This is a genomic window from Bradyrhizobium sp. 23AC (genome assembly GCF_054863025.1).
On record NZ_JAVAYN010000015.1, the window covers coordinates 124459 to 150809 of the forward strand.

23 protein-coding genes and 1 pseudogene are annotated in these 26351 nt (G+C 64.4%); 12 read left to right on the plus strand and 12 right to left on the minus strand.

Features of this window, described 5'->3' with window-relative positions; genetic code table 11:
- Window positions 1-117 precede the first annotated feature (117 nt).
- From RAD10_RS28930 to RAD10_RS28945, 4 genes and pseudogenes are all read right to left on the minus strand, one after another.
- Window positions 118-1341 carry an ABC transporter substrate-binding protein gene (locus tag RAD10_RS28930; RefSeq protein WP_461620168.1) on the minus strand — a complete coding sequence of 408 codons (1224 nt, stop codon included), beginning with the start codon at window positions 1339-1341 and terminating at the stop codon, window positions 118-120.
- 152 nt (window positions 1342-1493) lie between these two features.
- Window positions 1494-2423, minus strand: a complete 930-nt coding sequence (locus RAD10_RS28935; protein ID WP_461620169.1) for an alpha/beta hydrolase — start codon at window positions 2421-2423, stop codon at window positions 1494-1496.
- Between the two features lie 243 nt (window positions 2424-2666).
- Window positions 2667-3083 carry a DUF3606 domain-containing protein gene (locus RAD10_RS28940; protein WP_461620170.1) on the minus strand — a complete coding sequence of 139 codons (417 nt, stop codon included), beginning with the start codon at window positions 3081-3083 and terminating at the stop codon, window positions 2667-2669.
- Between the two features lie 205 nt (window positions 3084-3288).
- Window positions 3289-3847: pseudogene (locus tag RAD10_RS28945) on the minus strand (alpha-ketoglutarate-dependent dioxygenase AlkB).
- 79 nt (window positions 3848-3926) lie between these two features.
- Here RAD10_RS28945 and RAD10_RS28950 point away from each other — a divergent pair.
- Complete coding sequence (locus RAD10_RS28950; protein ID WP_018321489.1) at window positions 3927-4067, plus strand: hypothetical protein; 141 nt, start codon at window positions 3927-3929, stop codon at window positions 4065-4067.
- 83 nt (window positions 4068-4150) lie between these two features.
- Here the strand turns inward: RAD10_RS28950 and RAD10_RS28955 are convergent, their stop codons facing one another.
- From RAD10_RS28955 to RAD10_RS28965, 3 genes are read right to left on the minus strand one after another with little or no spacing between them, the layout of a single operon-like run.
- On the minus strand, window positions 4151-5737 hold the full coding sequence (locus RAD10_RS28955; protein WP_461620171.1) for an ATP-binding protein: 1587 nt from the start codon (window positions 5735-5737) through the stop codon (window positions 4151-4153).
- Window positions 5734-6438 (minus strand): response regulator, encoded by a 705-nt coding sequence (locus tag RAD10_RS28960; protein ID WP_461620172.1) that lies wholly within the window; start codon window positions 6436-6438, stop codon window positions 5734-5736. Before RAD10_RS28960 ends, RAD10_RS28955 begins: the two co-directional genes overlap by 4 nt.
- A gap of 12 nt (window positions 6439-6450) precedes the next feature.
- Window positions 6451-7956 carry a DUF4153 domain-containing protein gene (locus tag RAD10_RS28965; RefSeq protein WP_461620173.1) on the minus strand — a complete coding sequence of 502 codons (1506 nt, stop codon included), beginning with the start codon at window positions 7954-7956 and terminating at the stop codon, window positions 6451-6453.
- Between the two features lie 188 nt (window positions 7957-8144).
- Here RAD10_RS28965 and RAD10_RS28970 point away from each other — a divergent pair, with 188 nt between their 5' ends.
- Window positions 8145-9488 (plus strand): glycoside hydrolase family 3 N-terminal domain-containing protein, encoded by a 1344-nt coding sequence (locus RAD10_RS28970; RefSeq protein WP_461620174.1) that lies wholly within the window; start codon window positions 8145-8147, stop codon window positions 9486-9488.
- Here RAD10_RS28970 and RAD10_RS28975 read toward each other — a convergent pair.
- The 3 genes from RAD10_RS28975 to RAD10_RS28985 all read right to left on the minus strand — a co-directional run bounded on the left by RAD10_RS28975 (window position 9485) and on the right by RAD10_RS28985 (window position 13304).
- Window positions 9485-11107: an ABC transporter substrate-binding protein gene (locus RAD10_RS28975; RefSeq protein ID WP_461620175.1), complete on the minus strand. Its 1623-nt coding sequence runs from the start codon at window positions 11105-11107 to the stop codon at window positions 9485-9487. The two genes, RAD10_RS28970 and RAD10_RS28975, sit on opposite strands and share 4 nt — an antisense overlap.
- Window positions 11108-11254: 147 nt before the next feature.
- The gene (locus tag RAD10_RS28980; protein WP_461620176.1) at window positions 11255-12526 is read right to left on the minus strand and encodes a DUF892 family protein; all 1272 of its coding nucleotides are present in this window, start codon (window positions 12524-12526) and stop codon (window positions 11255-11257) included.
- A gap of 169 nt (window positions 12527-12695) precedes the next feature.
- Window positions 12696-13304, minus strand: a complete 609-nt coding sequence (locus tag RAD10_RS28985; RefSeq protein ID WP_461620177.1) for a TetR/AcrR family transcriptional regulator — start codon at window positions 13302-13304, stop codon at window positions 12696-12698.
- 103 nt (window positions 13305-13407) lie between these two features.
- Here RAD10_RS28985 and RAD10_RS28990 point away from each other — a divergent pair, with 103 nt between their 5' ends.
- The 3 genes from RAD10_RS28990 to RAD10_RS29000 all read left to right on the plus strand — a co-directional run bounded on the left by RAD10_RS28990 (window position 13408) and on the right by RAD10_RS29000 (window position 14807).
- Window positions 13408-14103, plus strand: coding sequence for a PspA/IM30 family protein (locus tag RAD10_RS28990; protein WP_461620178.1), 696 nt, complete (start codon window positions 13408-13410; stop codon window positions 14101-14103).
- Window positions 14104-14143: 40 nt separating this feature from the next.
- Window positions 14144-14419, plus strand: coding sequence for a YiaA/YiaB family inner membrane protein (locus RAD10_RS28995; RefSeq protein ID WP_014491840.1), 276 nt, complete (start codon window positions 14144-14146; stop codon window positions 14417-14419).
- A 181-nt stretch (window positions 14420-14600) separates the two neighbouring features.
- On the plus strand, window positions 14601-14807 hold the full coding sequence (locus RAD10_RS29000) for a hypothetical protein (RefSeq protein ID WP_008145196.1): 207 nt from the start codon (window positions 14601-14603) through the stop codon (window positions 14805-14807).
- A 162-nt stretch (window positions 14808-14969) separates the two neighbouring features.
- Here RAD10_RS29000 and RAD10_RS29005 read toward each other — a convergent pair whose 3' ends face one another.
- A complete protein-coding gene (locus RAD10_RS29005; protein WP_461620179.1) occupies window positions 14970-15815 on the minus strand; it encodes an SDR family NAD(P)-dependent oxidoreductase in 846 nt (281 codons plus the stop codon).
- 182 nt (window positions 15816-15997) lie between these two features.
- Between RAD10_RS29005 and RAD10_RS29010 the strand changes: the two genes are divergently transcribed.
- The 4 genes from RAD10_RS29010 to RAD10_RS29025 all read left to right on the plus strand — a co-directional run bounded on the left by RAD10_RS29010 (window position 15998) and on the right by RAD10_RS29025 (window position 21287).
- Window positions 15998-17494 carry an aldehyde dehydrogenase family protein gene (locus RAD10_RS29010; protein ID WP_461620180.1) on the plus strand — a complete coding sequence of 499 codons (1497 nt, stop codon included), beginning with the start codon at window positions 15998-16000 and terminating at the stop codon, window positions 17492-17494.
- A gap of 118 nt (window positions 17495-17612) precedes the next feature.
- Complete coding sequence (locus tag RAD10_RS29015) at window positions 17613-18740, plus strand: alkene reductase (protein ID WP_461620181.1); 1128 nt, start codon at window positions 17613-17615, stop codon at window positions 18738-18740.
- 125 nt (window positions 18741-18865) lie between these two features.
- Complete coding sequence (locus tag RAD10_RS29020) at window positions 18866-19369, plus strand: GFA family protein (RefSeq protein WP_461620182.1); 504 nt, start codon at window positions 18866-18868, stop codon at window positions 19367-19369.
- Between the two features lie 256 nt (window positions 19370-19625).
- Entirely contained in the window at window positions 19626-21287 is a 1662-nt protein-coding gene (locus RAD10_RS29025) for a thiamine pyrophosphate-binding protein (RefSeq protein WP_461620183.1), read from the plus strand.
- A 164-nt stretch (window positions 21288-21451) separates the two neighbouring features.
- Here the strand turns inward: RAD10_RS29025 and RAD10_RS29030 are convergent, their stop codons facing one another.
- The gene (locus RAD10_RS29030; RefSeq protein ID WP_461620184.1) at window positions 21452-22831 is read right to left on the minus strand and encodes an LLM class flavin-dependent oxidoreductase; all 1380 of its coding nucleotides are present in this window, start codon (window positions 22829-22831) and stop codon (window positions 21452-21454) included.
- A gap of 273 nt (window positions 22832-23104) precedes the next feature.
- On the opposite strand from RAD10_RS29030, the gene RAD10_RS29035 reads away from it, so the two are divergent.
- The 3 genes from RAD10_RS29035 to RAD10_RS29045 all read left to right on the plus strand — a co-directional run bounded on the left by RAD10_RS29035 (window position 23105) and on the right by RAD10_RS29045 (window position 26350).
- On the plus strand, window positions 23105-24490 hold the full coding sequence (locus RAD10_RS29035; RefSeq protein ID WP_461620185.1) for a M20 family metallopeptidase: 1386 nt from the start codon (window positions 23105-23107) through the stop codon (window positions 24488-24490).
- 101 nt (window positions 24491-24591) lie between these two features.
- A complete protein-coding gene (locus RAD10_RS29040; protein WP_461620186.1) occupies window positions 24592-25503 on the plus strand; it encodes an amino acid ABC transporter substrate-binding protein in 912 nt (303 codons plus the stop codon).
- 115 nt (window positions 25504-25618) lie between these two features.
- On the plus strand, window positions 25619-26350 hold the full coding sequence (locus RAD10_RS29045; RefSeq protein ID WP_104463171.1) for an amino acid ABC transporter permease: 732 nt from the start codon (window positions 25619-25621) through the stop codon (window positions 26348-26350).
- The last annotated feature ends 1 nt before the right edge of the window (window position 26351 follow it).

Consider the following 26351-nt stretch of genomic DNA (forward strand, 5'->3'; position numbering starts at 1 on the left):
CCGTCTCATGTCTCGCTTCGCTCGACATGAGCCGACCCTCCCCCCTCCAGGGGAGGGTAAGCGTGCGCTTCCCGCAACGAGAGAGGAAGGAGGCCCACCAAAAGGTCTACGTGCGCCTCACCGCGCCGCGCCTTCCGTAAACGCCGTCTCGATCACCTCCCCAAAGGGCTGCCACGAGCGGCCGTCGAACTGGACCAGCCGCATCTGCTTGATCGGCAGATAACTGGTCGGCGAGGTGTTCATCCTGATGTTGGGCAGCGCGACCGAGGGCTGATAACCCTTCAGCGAAGCCGCCTGATGCATGATGTTCTCGCGTGAGAGGTCGTCGCCGCATTGCTTCAATACCTGCGTCAGCGCCTCGGCCGCGGCGTAGCCATAGAGCGCGGCGCTGCTGTTGGTGCTCTCGACGTGATGATATTTGTCCATGAAGGCGAACCAGTCCTTCATGGCAGGGTCGTCTTTCCATGCGGGATCACTCGGGTCCTTCAAAAAGGCCGCCGAGATCACGCCGGACGAATTCTCCAAGCCCGCGGGCGCCATCGCATTGGCGATCGAGGCGGAGGTATCGTTGACGATGAAGACCGGGCGCCAGTTGAGCGAAGCCGCGAGCCTGATCACCTTGGATGCCGTCGACGGCACGCCGAGAAAGACGAAGATATCGGCACCCGCGCGCTTGAGGATCGAGACGTGCCCGTCGAGATGCTCGTCGCCGATGTCAAAGGCGATGTCGACGAGGACATGGCGGTTCAAATCGCCAAGTCCGTCCTGGATCCCCTTGTAGAGCATGCGTCCGAACTGGTCGTTCTGCCAGAGCACGACGATCTTCCTCCTGGGATAATAGGCCTGAATGTAGTTGGCGTAGATGCGCCCCTCCGACCGGATCGACGGCTGCCAGCCCATGGTCCAGGGGAAAGCCCTGGCCTGGCTCAGCTCCTCGTCGCCGGAGGCGACGAAAAGCTGCGGCACCTTCTTCTCGTTCAGATACCAGCGCGTGGCGAGATTGCCGGGCGTGCCGAACGATCCGAACATCAGGTGCACGTCGTCCTTCTCGACCAGATTGCGCGTCAGCTCCAGCGCGGTCGTGGGATCGGAATTGTCGTCGCGCGTGATGAAGCGGATCTTGCGGCCGTTGATGCCGCCGCGCGCGTTGACCATGTCGAAATAGGCGGCCTCCGCCTGACCGATCGCGCCGAATTCAGAGAGCGCTCCCGAATACGGCATGACATTGCCGATGCGGATTTCCTTGTCGCTTGTGGGTTGGTCCGCGCGTTGCTCGGACATCGCGCCAAGCGACGCGAGTGCGGCGATCAAAACGAACAGCAGTCTGCCGGTGACGCGCATGCTCGACACCTTGTCGTTGGCCCCCAACGAGGTTCGGCTCAGTCCGCACCAAGGCGAGTTGATCTAGATCAGGCGTTTGGCAATCGTGTGACTTGGCAGCCCGCTTCAATACAGCGCAGGCCCGCAGGAAATGGCAGGCGTGCTGACACGCGTTACGGCAGCCCCCGCGCCTCGAGCTGATGCACCAGCAGCAGGGTCGGCTCGGCGAGGCTGTCGCCGGAGCCATCCAATCCGAAGGCGGAGGCGATGCCGTCGCGGCTGCGCAGCAGCGCACTGCGTGGACAGTGGCCGGCGCCGCAGAGCGTCTTCTTCAAGGTCTCGCCCTGCGTCACGAGGCCAGGCGAATCGTCCGCGGCCCAGGCCAGCACGATCGGCACATCGACATTGAGGATGCCGGGGAATACCGAGCGCGCGTTGTACTGGCTGGCGTCGCCGCCGAGATAGGCCTTCTCGCTGTCACTGGCGTCCTTGCCGGCGCGGTAGATGCCGGACACCAGCACGACGGCCGCGACATCGGCACGGTCGGCCTGGAGCTCGGGATGCGCCAGCAGGGTCGCGACATGGAACGCGCCGGCGCCGTAGCCGACCGCGACGATCTCGCGGGCGTCGCCGTTGAACAGGTCGATATTGCCGTGAACCCAGGACAGCGCGGCCGCCACGTCGGTCGCTCCCATCGGCCAGGTCGCTGCGGGCGCCAGGCGATAATTGACGCGCACTCCGATCATGTCGTTGCGGGCGGCAAAGCACATGGCCTGGTCCTGAATCTGGCGCGACAACTCAGGGGCGGCGCGGTCGCCGGTGAAACTGTCGCCGGTCACGAACAGCAGCACGGGCCGCGGCGTATCCGCCTTGGTGGTGCTGGCGGCGACGTCGAGCACATTGGCCTCGTTTTCGCCGTAGCGCAGGCCCCGCGAGAAGGTGACCTGCTCGCACAGCCGCGCGGTGCCGCCGGCGGTGGTGTCGGAATCGGTCAGGCCTGTCAGGATGAGGTCGGAGGGCGCCGCCAGCCGCGCCGGCAACGGGCCATGCGCAGAGGCTGTCGTAATGGTCAGAAGCAGGAAAAAAGCGAGATAATTCTTCATTTGGTGCCGGCCTTTGCGCCCCCCATATTGGTTCGCCGGTTTGGCCTGTCTTTTCAATTCGCCTTATTCGTCCGCCTTGAGGCGATTTCACGGCACCTTTGGTTTGGCGACAGCAAAGCGATCACCCGGAAAGCCCCACCGCCGTCGCGTGCGAGAGTTGGCGCCGGCCGCCAGCGCCACTGGCGACGACGTGGCCCACGTGAGGACAGGTTGCGGGCCCCCGCGTCCATGGCTTCCGAGGTCTCAAGCGGCGCTCTTGCGCTTGGCTGCCTTTTTCGTCGTCTTCTTTGTCGTCTTCCTGGCCGATTTCTTCTTTGCCGCCTTCCGGGCGGCGAGATAGGCCTCGACCTTCCTGGAGGAATGGCCGGCCGCGGCGACGGCAGCCTTCAGCTTGGCCGGGGTGATCTTGAATCTCTTCGACCAGTAACGGACCTCATAGGCCTCGCTCAGCGCGATCCGGCTCTTGTCGGAGGCGCGGTGCTTCTGGAGCTTGATATACGCCTCGACCTTCTTGGCGGAACGGCCGACCTTCTTGACGGCGTATTTCAGCTTGGCCGGGGTCACCTTGAACTTCTTCGACCAGTAGGCGACTTCATATTTTTCGGTGAGCGCAATCAGCGCTCGATCGGCCCCGCCGCGCTTTGCCTTGTTGTCGGCCATGCTTGCCTCCTGCCGCGGAATGCGTGCTGCCAATCTAGCATGCAACCGGATTCGGAAGGCAAGGCGCAAGCCGTGCGGTGATTGCGCAAGGCGGCGGTTTTGCACCGATGTGTCAGACCCTTGTGCGGCGTGGCCGCGCCTCGGGCAGAACGGGCGTTCTACTTTGCATGGGGTTGTTTTCGCATTTTTTGTCTGGGCGGCCGCGTTAGGCCCGCTTCATCGTCCGGAACGTGATGGAGTAACGCCGCGCCTCGACCGGCGGGATACTGTGCTCCCATTGCGAGCGCGCCTCGCCCTCCATCATGTACAGCGAGCGCGGCTGGGCCTCGAGCGTGTGGCGCTGCCATTTGTCGCCGCTGCGGCGGCGGAAGCGGAATTTGCAGGCCGAGCCGAGCGACAGGCCGAGGATCTTGTCGAAGTGCGGCTTGTCGCGGTGCCAGCCGATGCCGACGCCGGCCTCATACTCGGTGCAAAGCACCTGCCGGACGCTGGCGCCCCCAGGCCTCGGCCTGACGCGCGATGGGCAACAGCCAGTCCGGGATCGGCTCCGCCTCGGTGAGCCGCTGCAGCGTGTAGTCATAGCGATAGCCGAACGACGCCACCCGGCGGTTGCCCTCGAACGCCCCGAACTGGAAGCGCTCGAGCGGCAATGCTGCGATGCGGCCGATCAAGCGCTGCTCGACGGCGGCTTCGATAAAATTGTCCGTGTAGCGAAGACCGGTCGGGCCTTCGTCAGGGGCGGCGAACAAGCCAAGCTGCGTCATTCCTCGCATTTCCGTGATGGAACCTAATGGCGGCTGATGCGACTTACATATGACGCGGGAAGAAACGTGCGAGGCTGTCATGGCACACAAGCATACCGCCGATCCTGCAGAGATCATGCGGGCGACCGGACATCCTGAGCTGGAATATGCCGCCGGCTGGACCATCGCGGGTCTGGTCACCATCGGCACCATCGTTGCCGCCTGGGTATTTGCGATCTAGGGCATGATCCGGAAAAGTGTGAAGCGGTTTTCCGAACAGATCATGCCCAAATAAAAGCTGAGGGGCGATGACCTCATCGCGCCTCAGGCGACAGGGAATTGCAACTCGAAGGCCGCGCCCTCGTCGGTTGGCTTGAGCCTGATCGAGCCGCCATGGCTCGCCATCACCGCGCGCGCGATCGCAAGCCCCATCCCGGTGCCGCCCTGGTCGCGGCGGGTGGTGAAGAACGCATCAAAAATCCTGTCGCGGTTCGGTGCCGAGATCGGCTCGCCGTCATTGCTCACCGTCAGACGCAAAGTCGTGCGCTCGTCCACAGCCTCCAGCCTGATTGTGCCAGCCTTGTGCCGCATCGCGTTGTCGGCGAGATGCGACAGCACGATCAGCGCCTTCTCTGCGGACATGCCGATGGGGCGGTCGAGGCTGCCGCTGACCGAGATATCGCTTGCCGGAAACCGGCTTCTGAGGTCGGCGATCACAGGCGCCAGCTCCGTACGCTCGTTCTGCGGCAGGCTCTCGGCGCGCGCGAGATCGCGTAGCCGCTGCGCCATCGCCTCCAGCCGCTGGGTGTCCGATAGGATGTTGGCGATGAACGTCTTCTGCTCGGCCGGCGTCAGTCCGTCAGACCTGCCTTGATAAGAATCCTGCAGCAGCTCGGCCGCGCCCTTGATCGAGGTCAGCGGCGATTTCAGCTCGTGGGTGAGATGGGCTGAGAATGTCGCGATATAGTCGGAGCGCCGCGCCAGCTGCTCGGCCATGCCGAGGAAGCTGTGCGAGAGCTGGGCGAACTCACGCGTGCCGTAATGCCGGAGCGGCTGAAAGGCCTCGCGGTCGCCGCGGCCGATCCGTGCGGCGCGGTCGATCAGCTCGCGCATCGGCAGGGTGATGGTACGCGAGAATACGAGGCCGATCGCGATGGTGCCGAGGATGACGGCGAGCCCCGCCAGCACGAACTTGGCGCGCTCCTGATAGAGATGGTCGAAGATGTTGCTCGGCGTCCGCGTGGTGTAGATCACGCCCGCGACTCGGTTGTTGACGATGACGGGCATTGCCGAGAACACGTGCACGCCGAGGCCGCGGCTGAAGGAATAGATCGGCGGCGGCGGCTTGTCCGGCACGCGGTTGCGCAAGGTGGCGCGATATTGCCCGTGCAGCGCGTCGGCGACCTCCTCGATATGGGCGAGCGATTGGCCGACCTCCTGGCGTCCCGCGATGACGACGCCTTGCGGATCGAGGATACGAAAGCCCGCCAGCGTCACCTTCTGGGTCTCGCGGATGATCGGCGTCAGCCTTGCGCCGATCTCGACATAGGCCGCCTGCGACGGATGAGACGCGGCTTGCGCATCCGGTCGCCGCCGCAGCAGATCGTTGGCGGTGAGGTCGAGTGCGGGGCGGATCGGGGTGACCTGGTCGCCAGGATCGGGCAGCACGTTCGGCGGCACCTCGGCGCCGAGCGTCAGGCCGCTATCGAGCCTGGCCGTGACCTCCTGCGCATAGATCGTCGCCAGCACGCGACTTTGCGCGATCAGCTCGGCCTGGGTCTGGCGGATCAGCTGGTTGTCGTAAAGGCGGAAGAAGAACAGGCCGACCAGCGGCAGCACGCCGACGGTGGTCAGCACCGTGAAGATCACGAGGGCGAGCGAGGGACGCCATTTGTCGGGTGCCGCGCTCATGCCGCTTTCTCGCAGCGGCCGAGCTTGAAGCCGACGCCGTGGATGGTCTCGATCGCGTTGTCGCAGGCCAGCGCGGCGAGCTTGGCGCGGATGTTGCGGATGTGGCTGTCGATGGTGCGGTCGGAGACCTGGATGTTGAGCTGATAGGCCGCCCGCATCAATTGCTCGCGGTTGAAGACCGAGGTCGGCCGGGTCAGGAACGCGCGCAGGATGCCGAACTCGATCGCGGTCAGCTTCAGCGGCGTGCCGGCGAAGGTCGCGACGTGCTGCTCTGGATCGATCAGCAGGCCGCCCTGCGACAGCGCGGCCGGGCCCGCCTTGATCTCGCCATTGCGCGGACTGAGCCGGCGCAGGATCACGTTGACCCGCGCCACCAGCTCGCGCGGGCTGAACGGCTTGGTCACGTAGTCGTCGCCGCCGATCTCGAGGCCGAGGATGCGGTCGATCTCCTCGTCGCGCGCCGACAGGAACAGGATCGGCACGTCGGACGTCTTGCGGATCTCGCGGCAGACATCGAGGCCGTCGAACTCAGGCATGCCGATGTCGAGCACGATCAGATCGGGCCTGTCGGCGGCAAAGCGGCTGAGCGCCTCCTTGCCGTCGCGGGCCTCGATCACGTCCATGCCGGCCTTCTTCAGCGCAACGCGGATGACCTCGCGGATATGGCCTTCGTCGTCGACGATGAGAATGCGATGCGCCAAGAAAGTCTCCGCTCACCCTGCCGGCCGGCTGCCGGACTGATCTTTCGCCTGCGCGTCCAGCCTGCGCTGAAGCCGCCAGCTCCGAAAGCCCCAGCTCCGCCAAGCCAGATCCTGGCGCTGCTGTTCTACAAGGCGGTCGCGTCGGGACACAAGACAGCCCTCGCCGGCGCCGGGCCGGAGCGTGATGGCCCTGTCGATGGCGGGGAGTGCCTGCGGTCCGAGCGTCAGGAGATAGTCGATGTCGATCTGCACGCCGTTGCCCGATGCTTCCCGGCTGTGGCTGACATTGTAGTCGGCAATGAAGGCATCGAAGTTCACGAGTGAGCAGCCATAAAGCACGATCGCGAGCGCGATCAGATTGACGCCCACGAGCCATTGGTTGGACCGATTGAGGGCGATGCGGGTCACGATCAGGACCAGTCCGAGTGCGACCAGTCCCATCCAGATAAAGGCCGCGATCCGCCAGTAAGTCAGCATGTAGATGTCGACGTAGAGGTCGAGGCGAAGGATGGAGGAGGCGACGAGAAGCACGTTCTGCCCGACCCAGAGATAGACCAGCGGCCGGATCACTGGCGATTTCTCGGCCGGCCCGCCCGGGCGCATCGCCACCAGCACGAAGGCCGCGGCGAGCAGGGCGGTTACGATCAGCGGATAGGCGCCGCGATGCGCGTAGCCCGCATAGGTCAGATTGTCCGGCAGCGCCATATGGCCCCAGAGATAGATGCCGTCGAGAATGGACTGCGCCGCGAACAGCAGGTTGAACAGGATCAGCGAGCGCAGGATGGTGGAGGGACCAAGAAACTCCGCAGAGACCACAGGCGGGAGCGGCGGCGGCACAGGTCCGTCCGCGACGGCGGTGGTGACGATCGTCTTGCGCCAGCGCACATGGATGAACGGCCAGACCAGCGCCAGCATCAAGGCCCAGAACAGTACGCGCGGGATGCTGATATATTGGAGGATGAGTTTCGGATTGAGCAGAAACACCCACTGCTCGATCACCGGATTGGCCGCGGCGAACAGCGCGACGAAGACCGTGCTGAGTGCTGCAGGGAGCAGCCAGCGCGCGATGCCGCGGGTCAGCGCCGACGCGTTGAATACCTGGGGCGCATCAAGGAAGAACCTGAAGGGACCGAGCAGGACGAAGTTGCGCAGCGCGCGGACGCGGTCGGCGAGCCCGGTCGTCTCCGCATTGGTTACGAGCAGCAGCGCAATCGCCAGCGACGCGATGAGGATCAGGAACGAGAGCGGGTTGACCTCCTCGACGGCCGGTGCGAGGCCGACGACGAGAATGGCTGTGCCGATCAGGGCGCGCCGCAAGTTGAGGGCCGCTTGATTGAAGAGCACCGACACGCAAGCCGTGGCGACGGCAAAGAGGGCCAGCGATAGGCCGATCCGGTGGCCATAGAACAGCCAGTCCGCCAGTGCGGCCAGCGCCAGCGCGAGGCCGAGCTTGGCCGGAATGGAGGAATGCCCGAGCGGCTGGAGGTCCGATGCTATCGTCGAAGCCAGGCTCGTCATATCCGGAAGACCTTTCGTGATGGGTGGCATCACGAAGTCTGAACGGTGCTTGTGCAGAAGCCGGGATCATCGTCTGCACAGTTTCAGGAGTCTTTTGCAGTTTTCGTGCAGGTGCGCTTTTGCCTCTCGCCCGGCGCAAATCGCTTTGATAGGTGCGAAGCATCGCCACTCCCAGCGCGTGATGCATCATGCAATTCCTCCGCCGTATCGGTCTCATCCTGCTCTGGCTTGCCGCGCCTGTGGTCGCATTCGCGGCCGCGAACAAGAACGATCCCTATCTGGTCCCGTTGCGCGGCGCGGGAAACATCGCGCTTGTCGTCGCAAGCATCGTGATCGTCCTCCTCCTGCTGCGCAGGGGGCGTTGGCGTACTATCGGGGGCAAGCTGCTGGTCACGCTCTGGTGCCTGCCGCCGGTTCTGATGTCCGCGGCGCATCTGAAGTTCGAGCTGCGCAAGCACGACGTTCTCGGCGCAAGTGCCGCCGAGGCACGACAGCTCGGGCCTCATTTCATGGTCGGCTATTCCTCGTTTCCTGAGGTCGCGCGGCTGGCCGAGCAGGGATTGATTGGCGGCGTCTATGTGACCCGGCACAACATCCGGGGCCGGAGCGTCGAGGCCCTGCGGACTGAAATCTCGGCGCTTCAGGACAAGCGGCGCGGGGCGGGCCTGCCGCCGCTGGTCGTCGCTGCCGACCAGGAAGGCGGCATCGTCGGGCATCTTGCCCCGCCGCTCACCAAGGTGCCGGCGCTGGCGACGCTCACCGGGCTGGCCCCCGACGACCAGCAGGCCAAGGCCGCAGAGTTCGGCCGCATTCACGGACACGAGCTCGGTGCGCTTGGCGTCAACCTCAATCTCGCGCCGGTGCTCGACCTCAAGCCGCCTGCGAGGCGCAACCGTCTCGATTTCCACACGCTGATCGGCCAGCGCGCAATTGCGACCGATCCTGCTGTCGTCAGCACGATCGCAAGCGCCTATGTCCGCGGGCTGGAAGAATCCGGCGTCGGTGCCACGCTCAAGCATTTCCCGGGCATCGGCCGCGTGCGCACCGACACGCATCATTTCAGCGCCAATCTCGATACACCGGTCGGGGAGTTGGAAGCCACCGACTGGCTTCCGTTCCGCGAGGTGCTGTCGCATTCGCGCAGCGCGCTGATGGTCGGGCATGTCACGCTGACCGCGGTAGATCCCGACCGCGCCGCCTCGCATTCCAAGCGCGTCGTCGACGGCATTATCCGTGACAAATGGGGCTATCGGGGCGTGGTGATGACCGACGACCTCGTGATGGGGGCGATCTACCAGAACGACGTCTGCAAGGCCGTGGTCGAGGCGATCAATGCCGGCGTCGACCTGCTGCTGGTCGCCTATGACGGAACGCAGTTCTACCGCGTGTTCGCCTGCGCTCTGGACGGCATGCGGCAGGGCCGGCTCGATGCGGCGATGCTGCGCGCAAGCGCGACGCGTCTGGAAAGAGGATTTCCGATCGAGCAGGCACGCGCAGGCTCGGGCGGGATCAGCCTCGCCCGTCAGGACTAGCCTTTCGCATACTGACGGTAATCCGGCTCGCGGTGAAACCAGAACTCGTAGCCGCTGATGCCCTTCTGCATGGCGACGTCGTGGATCGGCTGGTTGAGCGGAACGATCGGCAGGTCGCGGATGCAGAGCGCGATGAAATCCTTTACCGCCTTGTCGTACTCGATCGCGTCCGCGGTGAAGCGGGCCTTGTCGATCAGCGCGTCCATCTCCTTGTTCTGATAGGAGGAGATGTTGAAGATCGAGTTGTTGCCGTGGAAATTCCAGTAGAAGTAATACTCGGGATAATCGAGCCAGCCGCTGAAGCGGTTGAGTGCGAGCGGCAGCTCCTTCTTGTTCAGCGTCGTGCGCCAGTTCGCGCCGGGGATTTTTTCGATTCCCGCCTTGATCCCGATCTTGGCGAGGTTCTCCTGGATAAGGATCGCGGTCGGCTCGCCGACGGTCGCGGTGCCTGTGTCGAGCGACAACGTCGTCTCCAGACCGGAGGCGAAGCCGGCTTCCTTCATCAACGCCTTGGCCTTGTCGAGATCAGTGACATAGGGAAACGGCTGCGGCCAGACCGGCTTTGATACGTCGGCGGCGCCGCCATACATGGGAACGGCGCGGCCGAAGAACGCGCTGCTCTTGATCTGCTCATACGGCATCGCCCAGGCGATGGCCTGCCGCAGTTTGACGTTGTCGAACGGCGGCTTTGCGGTGTTCAGAGCAACGTACCAGAGCGCATTCGGGATGGGCACGCCCGACACCTTGACCTTGCCTTCCCTGATGAGCTGGTCGAAATCCCGCGGCGCAAAGCCGCTCGACAAGTCCGCATCGCCTCGTTCCAGCATGGCGCGGCGGGTCCCGCCGGAGGGAACGTCGCGTGCGATCACGCGCCTGATCTTCGGCAACGGTCCGCTCTTCCAGTCGTCGAAGCGCGCCAGCACGGTCTCGCTGCCGGGCTTCCAGCTCTCGATCCTGTAGGCGCCGCCGCCGGCCTCGTTGTTCTTCAGCCACGCCAGCGCCCACGGGTCTTCGGCCGTCGCATTCTTCTTCGCCAGCTCGGAATTGATGATGAACGGCACCACGACGGCGACGTTGAACAGCAGCATCTTGTCCTTGCGGACATAGTCGATGCGGAAGGTGTGATCGTCGACGACCACGAACTGCTCGGGCTTTTCCAGCGATCCCGCGGACATCTGGAAGGTCGGAAAGCCGCCGACCTTCACCGCACGGTCGAACGACCATTTGACGTCCTTGGCCGTCACCGGCGTCCCGTCGTGGAATTTTGCCTCCTTGCGAAGCTTGAAGGTGCAGGACATGCCGTCGGCCGCGACCTCCCAGCTCTCGGCGAGTTCGGGTGCGAGCCTCTCGCGATCATACGAGAGCGTTCCGTCCGGCAGCGTCTTGGAGGCGTAGGAGAGCAGGCGGTCGTAGCAATTCCAGGACAGGCCGTTCACGGTCTGGTTGGAGCCGACGCCCTGCATGTCCAGCGAGTTCGGACCCAGCTCCTGCACCACCAGCAGCGTCTCGCTCCGGCCCTGCGCCCAGGCGAAGGAAGGGGCGACGGCACTGATGCCGGCGGCACCCACGCCGCCGAGCACCACGCTGCGGCGGCTCATATGGAAGGGTGAACTGCTCATGGGGGCCTCCTGTCCGGCAATGGTCCGGTATCGAGAGGCAAGGTGTGTGCCACCGGCACGAATGATCGTACCGTATCCGTGGCCGGCCGCGCCGCGCGACGGCGCGAGGCGGTTTCATTCGGTGCGTCTGCGCGCGCCAGGCGTCTCCTATTCGGCCTGCTCCAGTGCGGCAGGCATCTTCGCAACCGACATTAGCGATCGCGCGACCTGATTGAGCAGGAGATCGGCGTTTTCCTCTTCGGCGAGGGATTTGGCGAGCAGGGCGACCACTGCGCTATGCCGGAGCTGCTGCGCAAGGTTGCGCGCGGTGGTGTAACCGGACATCTCGTAATGTTCGACGCGTTGAGCCGCAGAAATCAGCGCGAGGTCGGCGGCTGCGTCTTCCTTGTCCTCGCCTTCCTTCATGACCTCCTGGCCTTCCTCGATCAGGCCCATCATGCCCTTGCAGGGCTTGGCGCGCGCGTTCTCGCCGAGCAGCTCAAAGCATTCGTTGATGCGCTCGATCTGATTCTCGGTCTCGGCCAGATGCTGCTCGAACAATTCCCGCAGCTGGTCGAAGCGGGCGGCCTGCGCCATCTTGGGAAGCGCCTTGGTCAGCTGCTTCTCGGCATGGAGAATGTCGCGCAGTTCATGGAGCAGGAGATCGGTCAGGCCGGCTTCGTCGACGGGCGGTGAGCTCTCCGTGACGATCGGCGTGCCGGCACCGAGATCGGCGGACTGCAGCGCAGGCGATTCCGTGAACACCCAGTCCTCACCCTCGTTCCAGGGGCCGCGGGTGTCGATTTCGCCGTGGTCACCGCTGCCGGTGGAGTCGTTGAAGTACTGGTTCACGAGGCCGGGCGTCGGCGCGATCCTGCCGACGCTGAAGGCCGGCTTCGACAGGCTTTCGAGCGCTCGCGCGAACGCCTTCATATGAGTGATCTCCCGCGTCATCAGGAACTGGAGCGCGTCCTTGCTGCCGGCGTCGTCGCAGAAATTGATCAGCCGTTCATAGACGATCTTCGCGCGCGCCTCGGCGGCGATGTTGCTGCGCAGATCGACGTCGAGCTCACCGGTGATCTTGAGATAGTCGGCGGTCCAGGGATTGCCTTGCGAATTGAACAGGTTGACGCCGCCGCCGCCGGCGATCGCAATCAGCGGATCGGCTTCTGCCGCCTGGCGGTCGTTCTTCGAAGGCGCAAGATGCATCCGCGCGAGACAACCGACGACTTCGAGATGGCTGAGCTCTTCGGTGCCGATATCCATCAAGAGATCCTTGCGGTCGGGGTCCTCGCAATTCAAACCTTGAATCGAATATTGCATCGCAGCCGCGAGTTCCCCGTTGGCGCCGCCGAACTGCTCGAGCAGCATATTGCCGAAGCGGGGATCGGGTTCGTCGACACGCACGGTGAACATCAGTTTTTTGACGTGGTGATACATGGGAGGGCTCGCGCTCTGAGGGAAACTATGCGCGTCAACCGACCCTCGGAATGTTCGTTCCTACTCTCGTCGAGATTCAGAAGCGGTGCTGCGCGAAGGAGTGAAGCGGAGCGCGTCTACGGGTTCGTTGGTGCCGGCGAGATCTCTACGATCGCGCTGTTGCGCGGCTCTATGCTGCCCGCGCGATCAGTCCGTCGATCATCGCGCGCACGAGGCCTGCGATTTCCTTGCGCAGCGCCGGCAGCGGCACGGCGACCAGCTTCTGCTCCAACCCCAGCGCCACCATGCCATGGACCGCCGAGAACAGGCTGCGCGCGGTGATGCCGAGCTCCTCCGGGCCGCGCTTTGGAAACAGCGCGGCCAGCGGCTGGTAGATATGGCGGAATAGCTGCATCTGATCCGCGACGGACCAGTCGGGGACGACCTTGTCGGCCTCCATGCGGTGCTCGAACAGCGCGCGCCAGAGCTGGAGATTTTCGGCCGCGAAATCGCAATAGGCGATGGCGATGCGGACCAGCGCCTCCTGCGGCGAGGGGGCGCCCGCACTTTCCGCCGCGCTCAGCGCCTCGTCGAGCCGGAGCAGCGTGCGCGACCCGACACGCAGGATCAGCTCGTCCATATCGGCCACGAGATTATAGACCGCACCATTGGCGCAGCCGATCTCGCGGGCGAGATCGCGGGTTTTCAGCCCCGACAACCCACGGACTGCGATCGTCCGTTCCGCCGCCAGGATGAGCGCGGATCGAAGTTTCTCTCGCCGTTCCAAGGCTTTAGACATGTGTCCGTCAAATTCTTGAGCGCCGCTCAAATTTCTCTTGAACAATGTTCAAGGTTGTTGCTACAAAGTACTTGTGAGCAACGCTCATAACAGGGAGCAACAGATGTTCAAGACCGTCGTGACATTTTTCCGCGGCAGCGTGGCCGCCGCGGGCGAAGAGCTGGAGGACCGCACGGCCCTCCTCATTCTCGACCAGCAGATGCGTGATGCGGCAGCCGCCGTCGAACGCAGCAAGCGGACGCTGGCGCTGGCGATCGCGCAGGATCAGCAGGAAGGCCGCAAGCTCGAGGCGACGATCGCCCGCATTGCCGATCTCGAGACGCGCGCGGTTGCGGCGCTCGACGGCGGCCGCGAGGATCTCGCCAGGGACGCTGCCGAAGCCATCGCAGGCCTAGAGGCCGACCGCGATGCGGCGATGACGGCCCGCGCCTTGTTCGCGACCGAGATCGCCCGGCTGAAGCGGCACGTCGCAACCGCGCAGGCCCGCATCACCGAGCTCGATCGCGGCCGCCGCGTCGCCCGCGCCTCGGAGGCGGTACGTTCGCTCCGCCGCAGCGGCATCGAGGCGGCACGCCCTTACGAATCCACGCTGCCGGAGGCGGAGAGCACCCTGCGGCGCCTGCGCGAGCGGCAGATGGAAACCCAGGCCGCCGATGATGCGCTGGTCGAGCTCGATGCGGCCACCGGTCCGCTCGCCACCGCCGAGAGACTCGCCGAGCAGGGTTTTGGCCCACGGTTGAAGACGACTGCGGACGACGTGCTGGTCCGGTTGAAGTCCAAGCGCGCGCCGACTGCCTGATCCTCAACCCCATCATCATTCGAACCAACAGGAGACCATCATGAACCAGAACGGCCAACCCCATAGCAGCGCCTGGGTGACCTTCACTTACGCATCCTTCGCAGCCTCCGCGTTCCTCGTCGCGATCGGCATCTTCTTCCTGCCGATCGACCTCTGGATGAAGGGCTATCTCACCATGGGCATCGTCATGCTGATCCAGACCTGTATCACCCTGACCAAGACCGTGCGCGACAATCACGAGAGCAGCCGGCTGGTGAACCGCATCGAGGATGCCAAGGCCGAGCGTTTGCTGATGGAGGTCTCCAAGGCGGCTTGAAAAATGTGCCTTGCGCCAATCGGACGACGAGCAAGAGAGCCGCGGAGCGTCGCTCCGCGGCTCTCGCGTCCGCGATCACCCGGAATGACGTTTTGATCGGGCCTTCCGATCCGCATCCCGCATTGTACTTCGAACGCAGGTGCGTTATGGCTCTCGCGCTTTCCAGAGGCGGAGACGAGCTTTGTCGAAACAATCGCTGCGTGAGGAGGCCGAGCGCCTGATCCGCGAATCGATGGAAAAGAAGACCATCGTCGTCAAGCAGGGCGCGACCCGCATCGAGGCCGTCTGCGGCAAGTGCGGCGCGCCGAACCGGGTCCAGGCGGAGAAAGGCCAGACCCGGGTCAAGTTCGCTTGCAAGAATTGCGGGCACCAGCAAGAGACGCTGTAGGGCGGTTGCGCGAACTTGCCGCGCCGCGAACACTCCAACCCTCATCCTGAGGAGCCCGCTGAAAGCGGGCGTCTCGAAGGATCGAGGCCGGGCTGCTGCAGCCGGGCCTGCATGGTTCGAGACGCGCGCAAGGGCGCGCTCCTCACCATGAGGGTCTGACAGTCACTTCCCCTCCACGAACCTCGTGAACGCATCCGCGTATTCCGGGTGCCAGCGCGAGAGCGGCGGCCGGTTCTCCACGATGTCGCCGGCGGCCCATTGCATGCGCTTCTCGTCGAGCGCGCGCGGCACGTCGTTGTCCGGGCACAGGATGTAGAAATCGCCCACCTCCAGCCGTGCCAGCATGAAATCGACCGTCTGCTCCGGCGTCCAGGCGCCGGCCGGCTTTTCGGTGCGTCCCTTCGCGGTGAGGCCCGTGAAGACGAAGCCGGGGATCAGCAAATGCGCCGTGACGCGACAGTCTCTCGTGTTGCGCAGCTCGTGCTGGAGCGCTTCGGTAAATGCCTTCACGCCGGCCTTGGAGACATTGTAGGCGGGATCGCCCGGCGGCGTGGTGATGCCCTGCTTCGAGCCGGTGTTGATGATGAGGCCGGTCTTGCCGCGTGCGATCATGCTGGGCGCGAAGATGCGCGAGCCGTTGATGATGCCCCACATGTTGACGGCGATGACGCGCTGCCAATTGTCGGGTTCGCCGAACAGCGTGCTGCCCGGCTGGATGCCGGCATTGTTCATGAGCAGGTCCGTTCCGCCGAACTGCGCGGCCACGGCGCGTTCCAGTTCCGTTACGCTCTCGGCCTTGCTGACGTCGACGGCGAAGGTCATCACGTTTGTGGCAGACGTGACGGATGACAGTCTTGTTGCGGCGTCCGCCAGCCGTTCCCGGTCCACGTCCGCGATACACACCTTCATGCCGGCGCGCGCGAAGGCCGCAGCGGCGGCAAATCCGATTCCGGATGCGCCGCCTGTGATCACGGCGACATTGTCTTTGACGATGGCGGGATGGGACATGGATCATCTCCGGGGAGGACTCTTCGTCGAGCTATAACATGGCAACAATCCGACCCTGCACAAGTTGGCATGGGAGGTCTTCGTTTGGCGCTGCCTTTACGCCTATCCGGCACGGCTGTATCCTTCATCCCAACGATCCCGCGCAGATCGAACCAATCAATCACCTGACAGGGAGTGCAGCCATGGCTGTGTCGCAGGCTATTCCGATCACGCGCCATCCGTTCGCGAATGGGTCCTATAAACAGATGCTGATCGACGGGAAGTGGGTCGACGCAGCCTCAGGCAAGCGCTTCGAGACTCATAACCCTGCCACCGGCGAATTGCTCGCAACCGTCGCCGAGGGCGACAAGGAAGATATCGATCGTGCGGTTGCCGCCGCCCGCCGCGCCTTCGAGGGGCCCTGGAGCAAGGTGAAACCGTTTGAGCGGCAGAATCTGCTGCTCAAGCTTGCCGACCTCGTCGAGAAGAATTTCGACGAATTGTCGCAGCTTGATACCCTCGACATGGGTGCGCCGCTCAGCCGCACCCGCGCCTATCGCCTTCGCGCCGTCGGCATGCTGCGCTATTACGCCGGCCAGACCACGGCGATCCACGGCGAGACCATCGAGAACTCGCTGCCCGGCGAGATCTTCTCCTACACGCTGAAGGAGCCGATCGGCGTCGTCGGCGCCATCATTCCCTGGAACGGGCCGCTCACCGCGACGATCTGGAAGATCGGTCCCGCGATCGCGACCGGCTGCACCGTGGTGCTCAAGCCCGCCGAAGAGGCGCCGCTGACCTCGCTGCGCATCGCCGAGCTGGCGATGGAGGCGGGCATTCCCCCCGGCGTCGTCAACGTCGTGCCCGGCTATGGCGAGACCGCGGGCGCGGCGCTCGCCTCGCATCATGACGTCGACAAGGTCGCCTTCACCGGTTCGCACGTCACGGGTCAGTCGATCATCCGCGCCTCCGCCGGCAACCTCAAGCGTGTTTCGCTCGAGCTCGGCGGCAAGTCGCCGGACATCGTGTTCGCGGATGCCGATCTCGATGCTGCCGTGCCCGGCGCGGCGATGGCGGTGTTCGCCAATTCGGGACAGATCTGCAGCGCCGGCACGCGGCTGTTCGTCGAGCAGGCGATCTACGAGGAGTTCGTCGGTCGCGTCGCCGAGTTCGGCAAGAAGCTGCAGGTCGGCAACGGCCTCGATCCCAACGTGCAGATCGGGCCGCTGGTGTCCGAGCAGCAGCTCGAACGCGTCACCGGTTATCTCGACATCGGCCAGAAGGAAGGCGCGAAAGCGCTCGCCGGCGGCGGCCGCGTCACCGAGGGCGCGCTGTCGAAGGGGTTCTTCGTCTCGCCGACCGTGTTCGCGGGTGTTCAGGACAACATGCGCATCGCGCAGGAGGAGATTTTTGGCCCCGTCATCTCCGCGATCGCGTTCAAGGACATGGATGAGTTGGTCAAGCGCGCCAACAACACCACCTTCGGCCTCGGCTCGGGCCTGTGGACGCGCGACGTCAGCAAGGCGCATGCGGTCGCAAAATCGCTGCGTGCCGGTTCGGTGTGGGTGAACTGCTACCAGGCGATGGACCCGGCCGTGCCCTTCGGCGGCTACAAGATGAGCGGCTATGGCCGCGAGTCCGGCAAGCAGCATGTCGAGGAATATCTCAACGTGAAGTCCGTCTGGATCAAGACGGCCTAGCACTTGTTCTCTCCCGCCTTCCGCGGGAGGGAATATCTGCTTTTATGGGGCGGCGCCTTTTCCGGGTGCCGCCCCTCGCTATATGATCCGCATCCTTCCAAAGAAACTCGGGGTCAGCATGAAATTCGAGGCGTTGTTTAGACCGTTGCAGGTCGGTCCGTACAAGCTTGCGCATCGCGTCGCGATGGCACCGCTGACGCGCATGCGGGCCGAGCGCGAGAGCTTTTCACCGCGTCCGCTCAACGCTGAATATTACGGCCAGCGTGCGACGCAAGGCGGCCTGCTCATCGCCGAGGCCTCGCCGGTGCTCTCGCACGGCCGCGGCAATCCGGCGACGCCCGGCATCTATTCGGAGGTGCAGATCGCCGGCTGGCGCAAGGTGACGGATGCCGTGCACGCCAAGGGCGGCGTCATCTTCCTCCAGCTCTGGCATGTCGGCCGCGTCTCGCATTCCTCCTTCCACGGCGGCGAGCTGCCGGTCTCGGCCTCGGCGATCCCGATCAAGGCGGAAGGCATGAGGGCGATGACGGCCGACGGCAAGATCTCGGACTATGAGACGCCGCGCGCGCTGGAGACGGACGAGGTCAAGGGTATCGTCGAGGCCTTCAGGCAAGGCGCCAAGAATGCGCTCGCGGCTGGCTTCGACGGTGTCGAGATCCACGGTGCCAACGGCTATCTGCTCGAGCAATTCCTGCAATCACGCAGCAACCAGCGCACCGATCAATATGGCGGATCGATCGAGAACCGCGCCCGGCTGCTGCTCGAGGTGACGCAGGCCGCGATCGACGTTTGGGGCGCGAACCGCGTCGCCGTGCGGCTGTCGCCGCATGGCATCGCCAACGATTCCGGCGAGCCCGATCCGATGCCGCTCTATACCCATGTCGTGAAGGCGCTCGACAAGCTCGGTCTCGCCTATCTGCATTTCATCGAGCCACGATCGAGCGGCTCGGGTCGCGCCGAGGTCAACTGGCAGAATGTGCCGTCGGCGATGCTGCTGTTCCGCCCGCTCTACAGCGGCGTGCTGATGACCGCAGGAGGCTTCACCGGCGAGACTGCGAATGCGGCGATCGCCGACGGCCATGCCGACATCATCGCTTTCGGCCGCATCTTCATCTCCAATCCCGATCTACCGCGCCGCCTGCAGCACGATTATCCGATCACGCCGTACAACCGCGCGACGTTCTATGGCGGCGAGGAGAAGGGGTACACGGATTATCCTGTGTATGACGAATTGGCGCCGGCCTGACCTCTTCCGTCATTCCGGGGCGATGCGGAGCATCGAACTATGGTGCGCAATTGCGCACCGGAGAATCTCGAGATTCCGGGTCTGGTGCTTCGCACCATCCCGGAATGACAGCAGGGAAAACACAAATGGCCAAAGCCGCAGCCGCCGCAGGGATCGCCACCGGCCAATGCCTCTGCGGCAAGGTCACCTTCGAGATCGATATCCCCGCGCGCTGGGCCTGGCACGATCACTCCGCCGCCAGCCGTCGCGCCCATGGCGCGGCCTACGCGACCTATGTCGGCAGCTGGAAGAAGCGCTTTCGCATCACGTCAGGCAAGGCGGCGCTCACGCGCTACGAGGACAAGGCCACCAAGACCGCACGCAGCTTCTGCTCGCATTGCGGCACGCCGATTGCCTATGAACGTCCGCGCGGTCCGCACATGGTCAACATCCCGCGTGCGCTCTTCATGGAGCGCACCGGCCGCCAGCCGCTCTATCACATCGCGATCGAGGAGCTGCAGGAATGGGCCTATACCGGCGAGCCGCTGGTGCCGCTGAAAGGCTTCCCCGGCGTGGTCTGGCAGCGCTCGAAAAAGAAGAAGCGGGCAGGTGGCGAGGACCCGTTCGAGCTGGGGCGGGAGGAAATGTAGCTCCACTCTCATGCCCCGGACGCAGTGCGGCGCGGAGTGCCGCGCTGCTGAGCCGGGGCCCATGCGGCGGAGAATGCGGTGAGCAACTGGGTCCCGGCTCCACGCCGCACCGCTGCGCGCTGCGTCGCGTCCGGGACACGAGAGCGCGGTTTGTGCGCCCGCGCAACGCAGCCATGACCACGCTTCCTTGCGCGCCTCCCGCGACTTCGGCCATCATGGCGTCGTCCTTGCGGCAACGTCCGCTCCTGGAGGAAACATGAAGAACAAGATCACCGGCCGCTCCGCCTTTCTCGCGCTGCTCAAGGACGAGGGCATCACGCATCTGTTCGGCAACCCCGGCACCACCGAGCTACCGATCATGCATGCGCTGAAGGATCATCCCGATCTCACCTATGTGATGGCGATGCAGGAGAGCCTGGTGGTCGCGATCGCCGATGGCTATAGCCGCGCCTCGGGAAAACTCGTCGCCTGCAACGTTCATGTCGCGCCCGGCCTCGGCAACGCGATGGGCTCGCTCTACAACGCCCATTTCACGGGCACGCCGATGATCCTGACCGCCGGCCAGCAGGAGCAGGGCCACGGCCTGATGGAGCCGGTGCTGTATGGGCCGCTGGTGCGCATGGCCGAGCCGCTGGTGAAGTGGGCGGTGGAGGTGACGCGGCTGGAGGATTTGCCGCGCATCATGCGCCGTGCCGCCAAGATCGCGACGACGCCGCCGACCGGTCCGGTGTTCATCTCGCTGCCCGGCGACATCCTGAACAGCGAAGCGGGGATCGATCTCGGCCGCTCCACCCGCATCGACGCGCGGACAAGGCCGTCGGACGAAGCGCTCAGGGCTTTTGCCGCGCGGCTGCTGAGGGCGGAGCGCCCCGTCATCGTCACCATGGACGAGGTGGTCAAGAGCGATGCACTGAAGGAGGCCGCCGAACTTGCCGAACTGCTCGGCGCGGCGGCTTACCAGTCCTCGACGCCCTATGGCTCGCACTTCCTGTCGGAGAGCCCGAGCTTTGTCGGCACGCTGGCACGCGTGCAGAAGGTCGCGCGCGATACGCTCGCGCCATACGATCTCCTGATTGCGCTTGGCGGCGATCCGTTGCGGATGTCTGTTTATAGCGAGGTCGATGCGCTGCCTGACGGACTCGGCATCGTGCAGATCGGCCTCGCCGATTGGGAGATCGCCAAGAATTACGGCGTCGAGATCGCCCTGAAGGCGGATCTGAAGGAAACGCTGCGCGCGCTGATCCCGGTGCTGAAGGAGATGGGTGGCGCGACACTGGCGAGCCGCGCCAAGCAGCGCCTCGCCGAGATCGCGCCGAAGAACTGGACCGCACGCCGCGCGGCGCTTGTCGAGCAGATCGGCAAGAGCGGGGGACGTGCGCCGATCGATCCGGATTTTCTAGTGCTGCAGATGGTCGAGGCCATGCCGGAAAACGCCATTCTCGTCGACGAAGGCCTCACCTCCAGCCGTCAAGTGACGGCGCTGCGGCCGCATCGCGATCGCTACGGTTATCACGGTCTTGCCTCAGGCGGCATCGGCTGGGGCCTGCCGGCCTCGGTCGGCGCCAGCATCGCCAATCCGGACCGCCCGGTCGTGTGCTTCTCGGGCGACGGCAGTGCGATGTATTCGATCCAGTCGCTATGGACCGCGGCGCATCACAAGCTGCCGCTCAACGTCGTCATCGCCAACAATGGCGGCTACCGCATCATCAAGCAGCGACTGCTCGCCTTCCATGGCGACGACAATTATGTCGGCATGGATTTCGTCGATCCGCCCGTGGATTTCGCCGGCGTCGCCAAGGCGCTCGGCTGCGAGGCGATCAAGGTGAGCGATCCCCGCGAACTGAAGGCGACGCTGGCATCGGCGTTTGGCCGGCCGGGGACGAAGCTGATCGAGGTGATGGTGGACGGGAAGGTGTAGGGCAGGCTCTGTCCACCGTGATTGGTGCTCACCAGGCACTCCGCTGTCATCGCCCGACTTGATCGGGCGATCCAGTATTCCAGAGACGGCAGCGATTGAGCCGAGAGGCTGCGGCGTACTGGATGCCCCGGTCAAGCCGGGGTATGACAGCAACTGTGTGGCAACTACCCCATCCTCCCCACGCGATACGCGGCCGCCGGATGCGGCGCATCGAGCCTTGCGCGGCCTTCGCCGAACAGTTTCTCCCGCAGGGTGCCCTTCGCATATTCCGGCTTGTACCGGCCACGCTTGGTCAGCTCCGGCACCAGCATGTCGGCGATATCCTCGAAATCGCCGGGCGAGACCGCAAACGCAACGTTGAGGCCGTCGACATCGGTCTTCTCGAACCAGTCCTCGATCTTATCCGCGACCATCTCCGGCGTGCCGACCACGACAGGGCCAGCGCCGCCGATGCCGACATGCTCGATGACGTCGCGCACGGTCCAGACGCGGTCCGGATCGCCCCGGGTGACATTGTCGAGTGCGCTGCGACCGGCATCGTTCTGGACGTGACGCACTTGCTGGTCGAGCTCGTAGCCGGAGAAGTCGATGCCGGTCCATCCCGACATCAGGGCCAGCGCGCCTTCCGGATTGATGTGGGATCGGTAGTCGGCATATTTCGCCGCAGCTTCTGCTTCCGTGTTGCCGAGGATGATCGTCATCATGTTGAACATCAGGATCTCAGCCGGATTGCGGCCGACCGCGGCGGCCTCCTGGCGGATCGCCGAAACGCGCGGCTCGATGATCTTGGCCGACGGTCCCGACATGAACACGCATTCGGCATGACGTGCCGCGAACTGCCGGCCGCGCGGCGAGGTGCCGGCCTGGTAGAGCACGGGCGTGCGCTGGGGCGACGGCTCGCTGAGGTGAATGGTGTTGTTGATGCGATAGTTCGCGCCCTCATGGTTGACGCGATGGACTTTGGCGGGATCGGTGAAGATGCCGCGCTTGCGGTCGCGCAGCACGGCGTCGTCCTCCCAGCTCCCTTCCCATAACTTGTAGACCACCTCCATATATTCGTCCGCGATGTCGTAGCGGTCGTCATGCCCGGTCTGCTTGTCCTTGCCGGCGCCACGCGCGGCACTGTCGAGATAGCCGGTGACGACATTCCAGCCGATCCGGCCCTCGGTGAGATGATCCAGCGTCGACATCCGCCGCGCGAACGGGTAGGGCGGCTCGAACGACAGATTGCTGGTGACGCCGAAGCCGAGGTCTTTCGTCACCGCGGCCATCGCCGAGAGCAGCAGCAGCGGCTCGTTCGACGGCGTCTGTGCTGCGTTGCGCAAGGCCGCGTCAGGGCTGTTGCCGTAGACGTCGTAGACGCCGAGCACGTCGGCGAGGAACAATCCGTCGAAACGGCCGCGCTCCAGCGTCCTGGCAAGATCGATCCAATAGGGCAGGCGGTTATACTCGGCGGTGCGATCGCGCGGATGGGTCCACAGACCCGGCGACTGGTGCGCGACGCAATTCATCGCAAAGGCGTTGAGCCTGATCTGCTTGGCCATGATCGTTCCCCGGCGCTCTATACTGAGCGCTCCTCGAATGGTAGATGTGCGCCCGAACTTGGCGAAGTTCTTGCATATAACCTGCGCTTGGCAAGGCCAAAATCAGCGGGCTGCCGCCTTTGGCAAGACAATCTCAAGAGAGCAAGAACGAAATCCCAAGAGAAGTACAAGAGAACTACAAGAGAACTACAAGAGCTATCCAAGTCCCTGCCACTTTCGAAGGCCACCCTGTCTCGGGTAGGGTCCTTCGCCTCGAAGTCCGAAAAGAAAATCATGACCAGAGCCGACGCCATCGCCCGCGCCCGTGAGGATTTCAAATCCGGTGCGTTCCTCGCTGAACTCGACCGCCGCGTCGCCTTCAAGACCGAAAGCCAGAATCCCTCGCGCGGCGCCGAGCTGCGCGCCTATCTGGAACAGGAGATGGTGCCGGCCTTCGCGGCGCTCGATTTCACCAGCCGCATCGTCGAGTCCCCCAGTGGCAAGTCGCCGCTCCTGTTCGCCGAGCATCACGAAAGCGCCTCCGCGCCGACCGTGCTGATCTACGGCCATGGCGACGTCGTCGACGGCATGGAGGGCGAGTGGCGCGAGGGCCGCGATCCCTGGCGCACGACGGTTGCGGGCGCCCGGCTCTATGGCCGCGGCACCGCCGACAACAAGGGCCAGCACAGCATCAACATGGCGGCACTCCGCGCGGTGCGCGACGCCCGTGGCGGCAAGCTCGGCTTCAACGCCAAGTTCATCGTCGAGATGGGCGAGGAGATCGGCTCGCCCGATCTCGGCAAGGTCTGCGACCTCAATCGCGACGCGCTCAAGGCCGATTTGTTCATGGCCTCCGACGGGCCGCGCCTGTCCGCCGACCGCCCGACGCTGTTCCTGGGATGCCGCGGCGGCATCCGCATTCATCTGGATGTGAACCTGCGCGATGGCGGCCACCATTCCGGCAATTGGGGCGGCGTGCTCGCCAACCCCGCGACCATTCTGGTCAACGCGATCTCGACGCTGGTCGACGGCCATGGCCGCCTGCAGCTCGACGCCCTGAAACCGCCGCGCCTCACCAACCAGATCCGCAGCTATCTTGCCGACGTACAGGTGGTGCCGACCGAGGACGAGCCGGCGCTTGCCGCGAACTGGGGCGAGGAGGGGCTGTCGGCCGCCGAGCGGCTTTACGCCTGGAACACGCTGGAAGTGCTGGCGATGTCATCGGGCAATATCGAGAAGCCGGCCAACGCCATTCCAGGCCATGCCAATGCCGTGCTGCAACTGCGTTTCGTGGTCGGCACCGAGGTCGGCGGCTTGATCGAGGCGATCCGCGCGCACCTTGTCCAGAAGGGCTTTCCGATGGTCGAGGTGCGGGCGGCGCAGAGCTTTGCTGCATCGCGGACCGATTTCGACAGCCCCTGGATCAAATGGGCCGCGGATTCGGTGAAAGAGACCACGCGGAAGCCGCCGGCGGTGCTGCCGAACTTCGGCGGCTCGCTGCCCAACGACGTATTCTCCGAGATCCTGGGTCTGCCGACGATCTGGGTCCCTCACTCCTATCCCGGCTGCTCCCAGCATGCGCCCAATGAGCACATCCTGCTGCCATTGACGGAAGAAGCCTTGACGGTGATGGCCGGCCTGTTCTGGGATCTCGGGGAATTGCCCAAGCCGCTGACCTGAGCCCATTAACCTCTGCCGCAAGCCAGCCGAAAGTCACATTCTAATCCGGCCCAATCTGTGCTTGCATCCGGGCCGCATCATCCTGAAAGGGGACCAAAAAAGTGAAACATTTCCGTAGCATTGGGCTCGCGCTCGCCGCGACCTTCGCCGTCAGCCAGGCCGGGGCCCAGGAGCTGACAGGCACGCTGAAGAACATCAAGGACACCGGCGCCATCACGCTGGGCTTCCGCGACTCCTCGATCCCCTTCTCCTATCTCGACGACAATCAGAAGCCCGTCGGGTTCGCGATGGACATCTGCTACAAGATCGTCGACGCCGTGAAGAAGGAGCTCAAGCTCGACAAGCTCGAGGTCAAGCTCAATCCGGTGACGTCGGCGACCCGTATCCCGCTGATGGCCAACGGCACCATCGACCTTGAATGCGGCTCGACCACTAACAATGCCGAGCGCCAGAAGCAGGTCGCCTTCACCAACACCCACTTCCTGACCGCCAGCCGCTACGTCTTCAAGAAGTCGAGCGGCCTGAAGTCGATCGAGGACCTCAAGGGCAAGACGGTGGTCTCGACCGCGGGAACCACCAACATCAAGCAGCTCACCGAGGCCAACGTCGCGAAAAGCCTCGGCGCAAACATCATCCCCGCCAAGGATCACGCCGAAGCCTTCCTGATGGTCGAGACCGACCGCGCGGTCGCCTTCGTCATGGACGACATCCTGCTCGCGAGCCTCGTCGCCGGCTCGAAGGCGCCCGATGACTACGCCGTCTCCAAGGACGCGTTCTCCAAGCCCGAGCCCTACGGCATCATGCTGCGCAAGGACGACGCCGCCTTCAAGAAGGTGGTCGATGCGGCGACCGCTGCGCTCTATACGTCCGGCGAGGCCCAGAAGATCTACGACAAGTGGTTCACGGCCAAGATCCCGCCGAAGGGCCTCAACCTCAATACGCCGATCTCGGCCGAGCTGAAGAACGAGTTCGCGAAACCTTCGGACTCGCCGAACCCGGACGACTATAAGTAAGATAACCTCGATCTTTCGATCGGGATCATGTCCGGCCACTCTTGACACAGGGGTGGCCGGACATTTGCATAGGCAGCCAGGATATCTCTGACTGGCGCGTTCGCGCGGGGGACACGTGAACTACAACTGGAACTGGGGAATCTTTTTCCAGCCGAACCCGATGGGGACCGGCACCTATCTCGACATGCTGCTGTCGGGCCTGGTGCTGACCCTGAAGACCGCGGCGTTGGCCTGGGTCATCGCGCTGATCACCGGCTCGCTCGTCGGCGTCATGCGCACGCTGCCGTCGAAGGGTGCGAACTGGTTCGGCTTCGCTTATGTCGAATTCTTCCGCAACATGCCGCTGCTGGTGCAGCTGTTCCTGTGGTTCTTCGTGCTGCCGGAACTGCTGCCGAAAGGCGCCGGCACCTGGCTGAAGCAGCTGCCGAACGCGCCGTTCTGGACGGCGGCGATCGGCGTCGGCTTCTTCATGTCGGCGCGCGTGGCCGTGCAGCTGCAGGCCGGCATCGGCTCACTGCCGCGCGGGCAGAAGATGGCGGCGACCGCGCTGGGTCTGACCACCGCGCAGGGTTATCGCTATGTGCTGCTGCCGATGGCGTTCCGCATCATCCTGCCGCCGCTGACGTCCGAATTCCTCAACACCATCAAGAACACTGCGGTGGCGATCACCATCGGCCTGCTGGAGCTGACCGGACAGGCGCGCTCGATGCAGGAATTCTCGTTCCAGGTGTTCGAGGCCTTCACCGCCGCGACCATCCTCTATCTTCTCGTCAACGCCGTCGTCGTGACCGCGATGCGTTTCCTCGAGCGCTGGGTCGCGATCCCCGGCTACATCACGGGGAAATAAG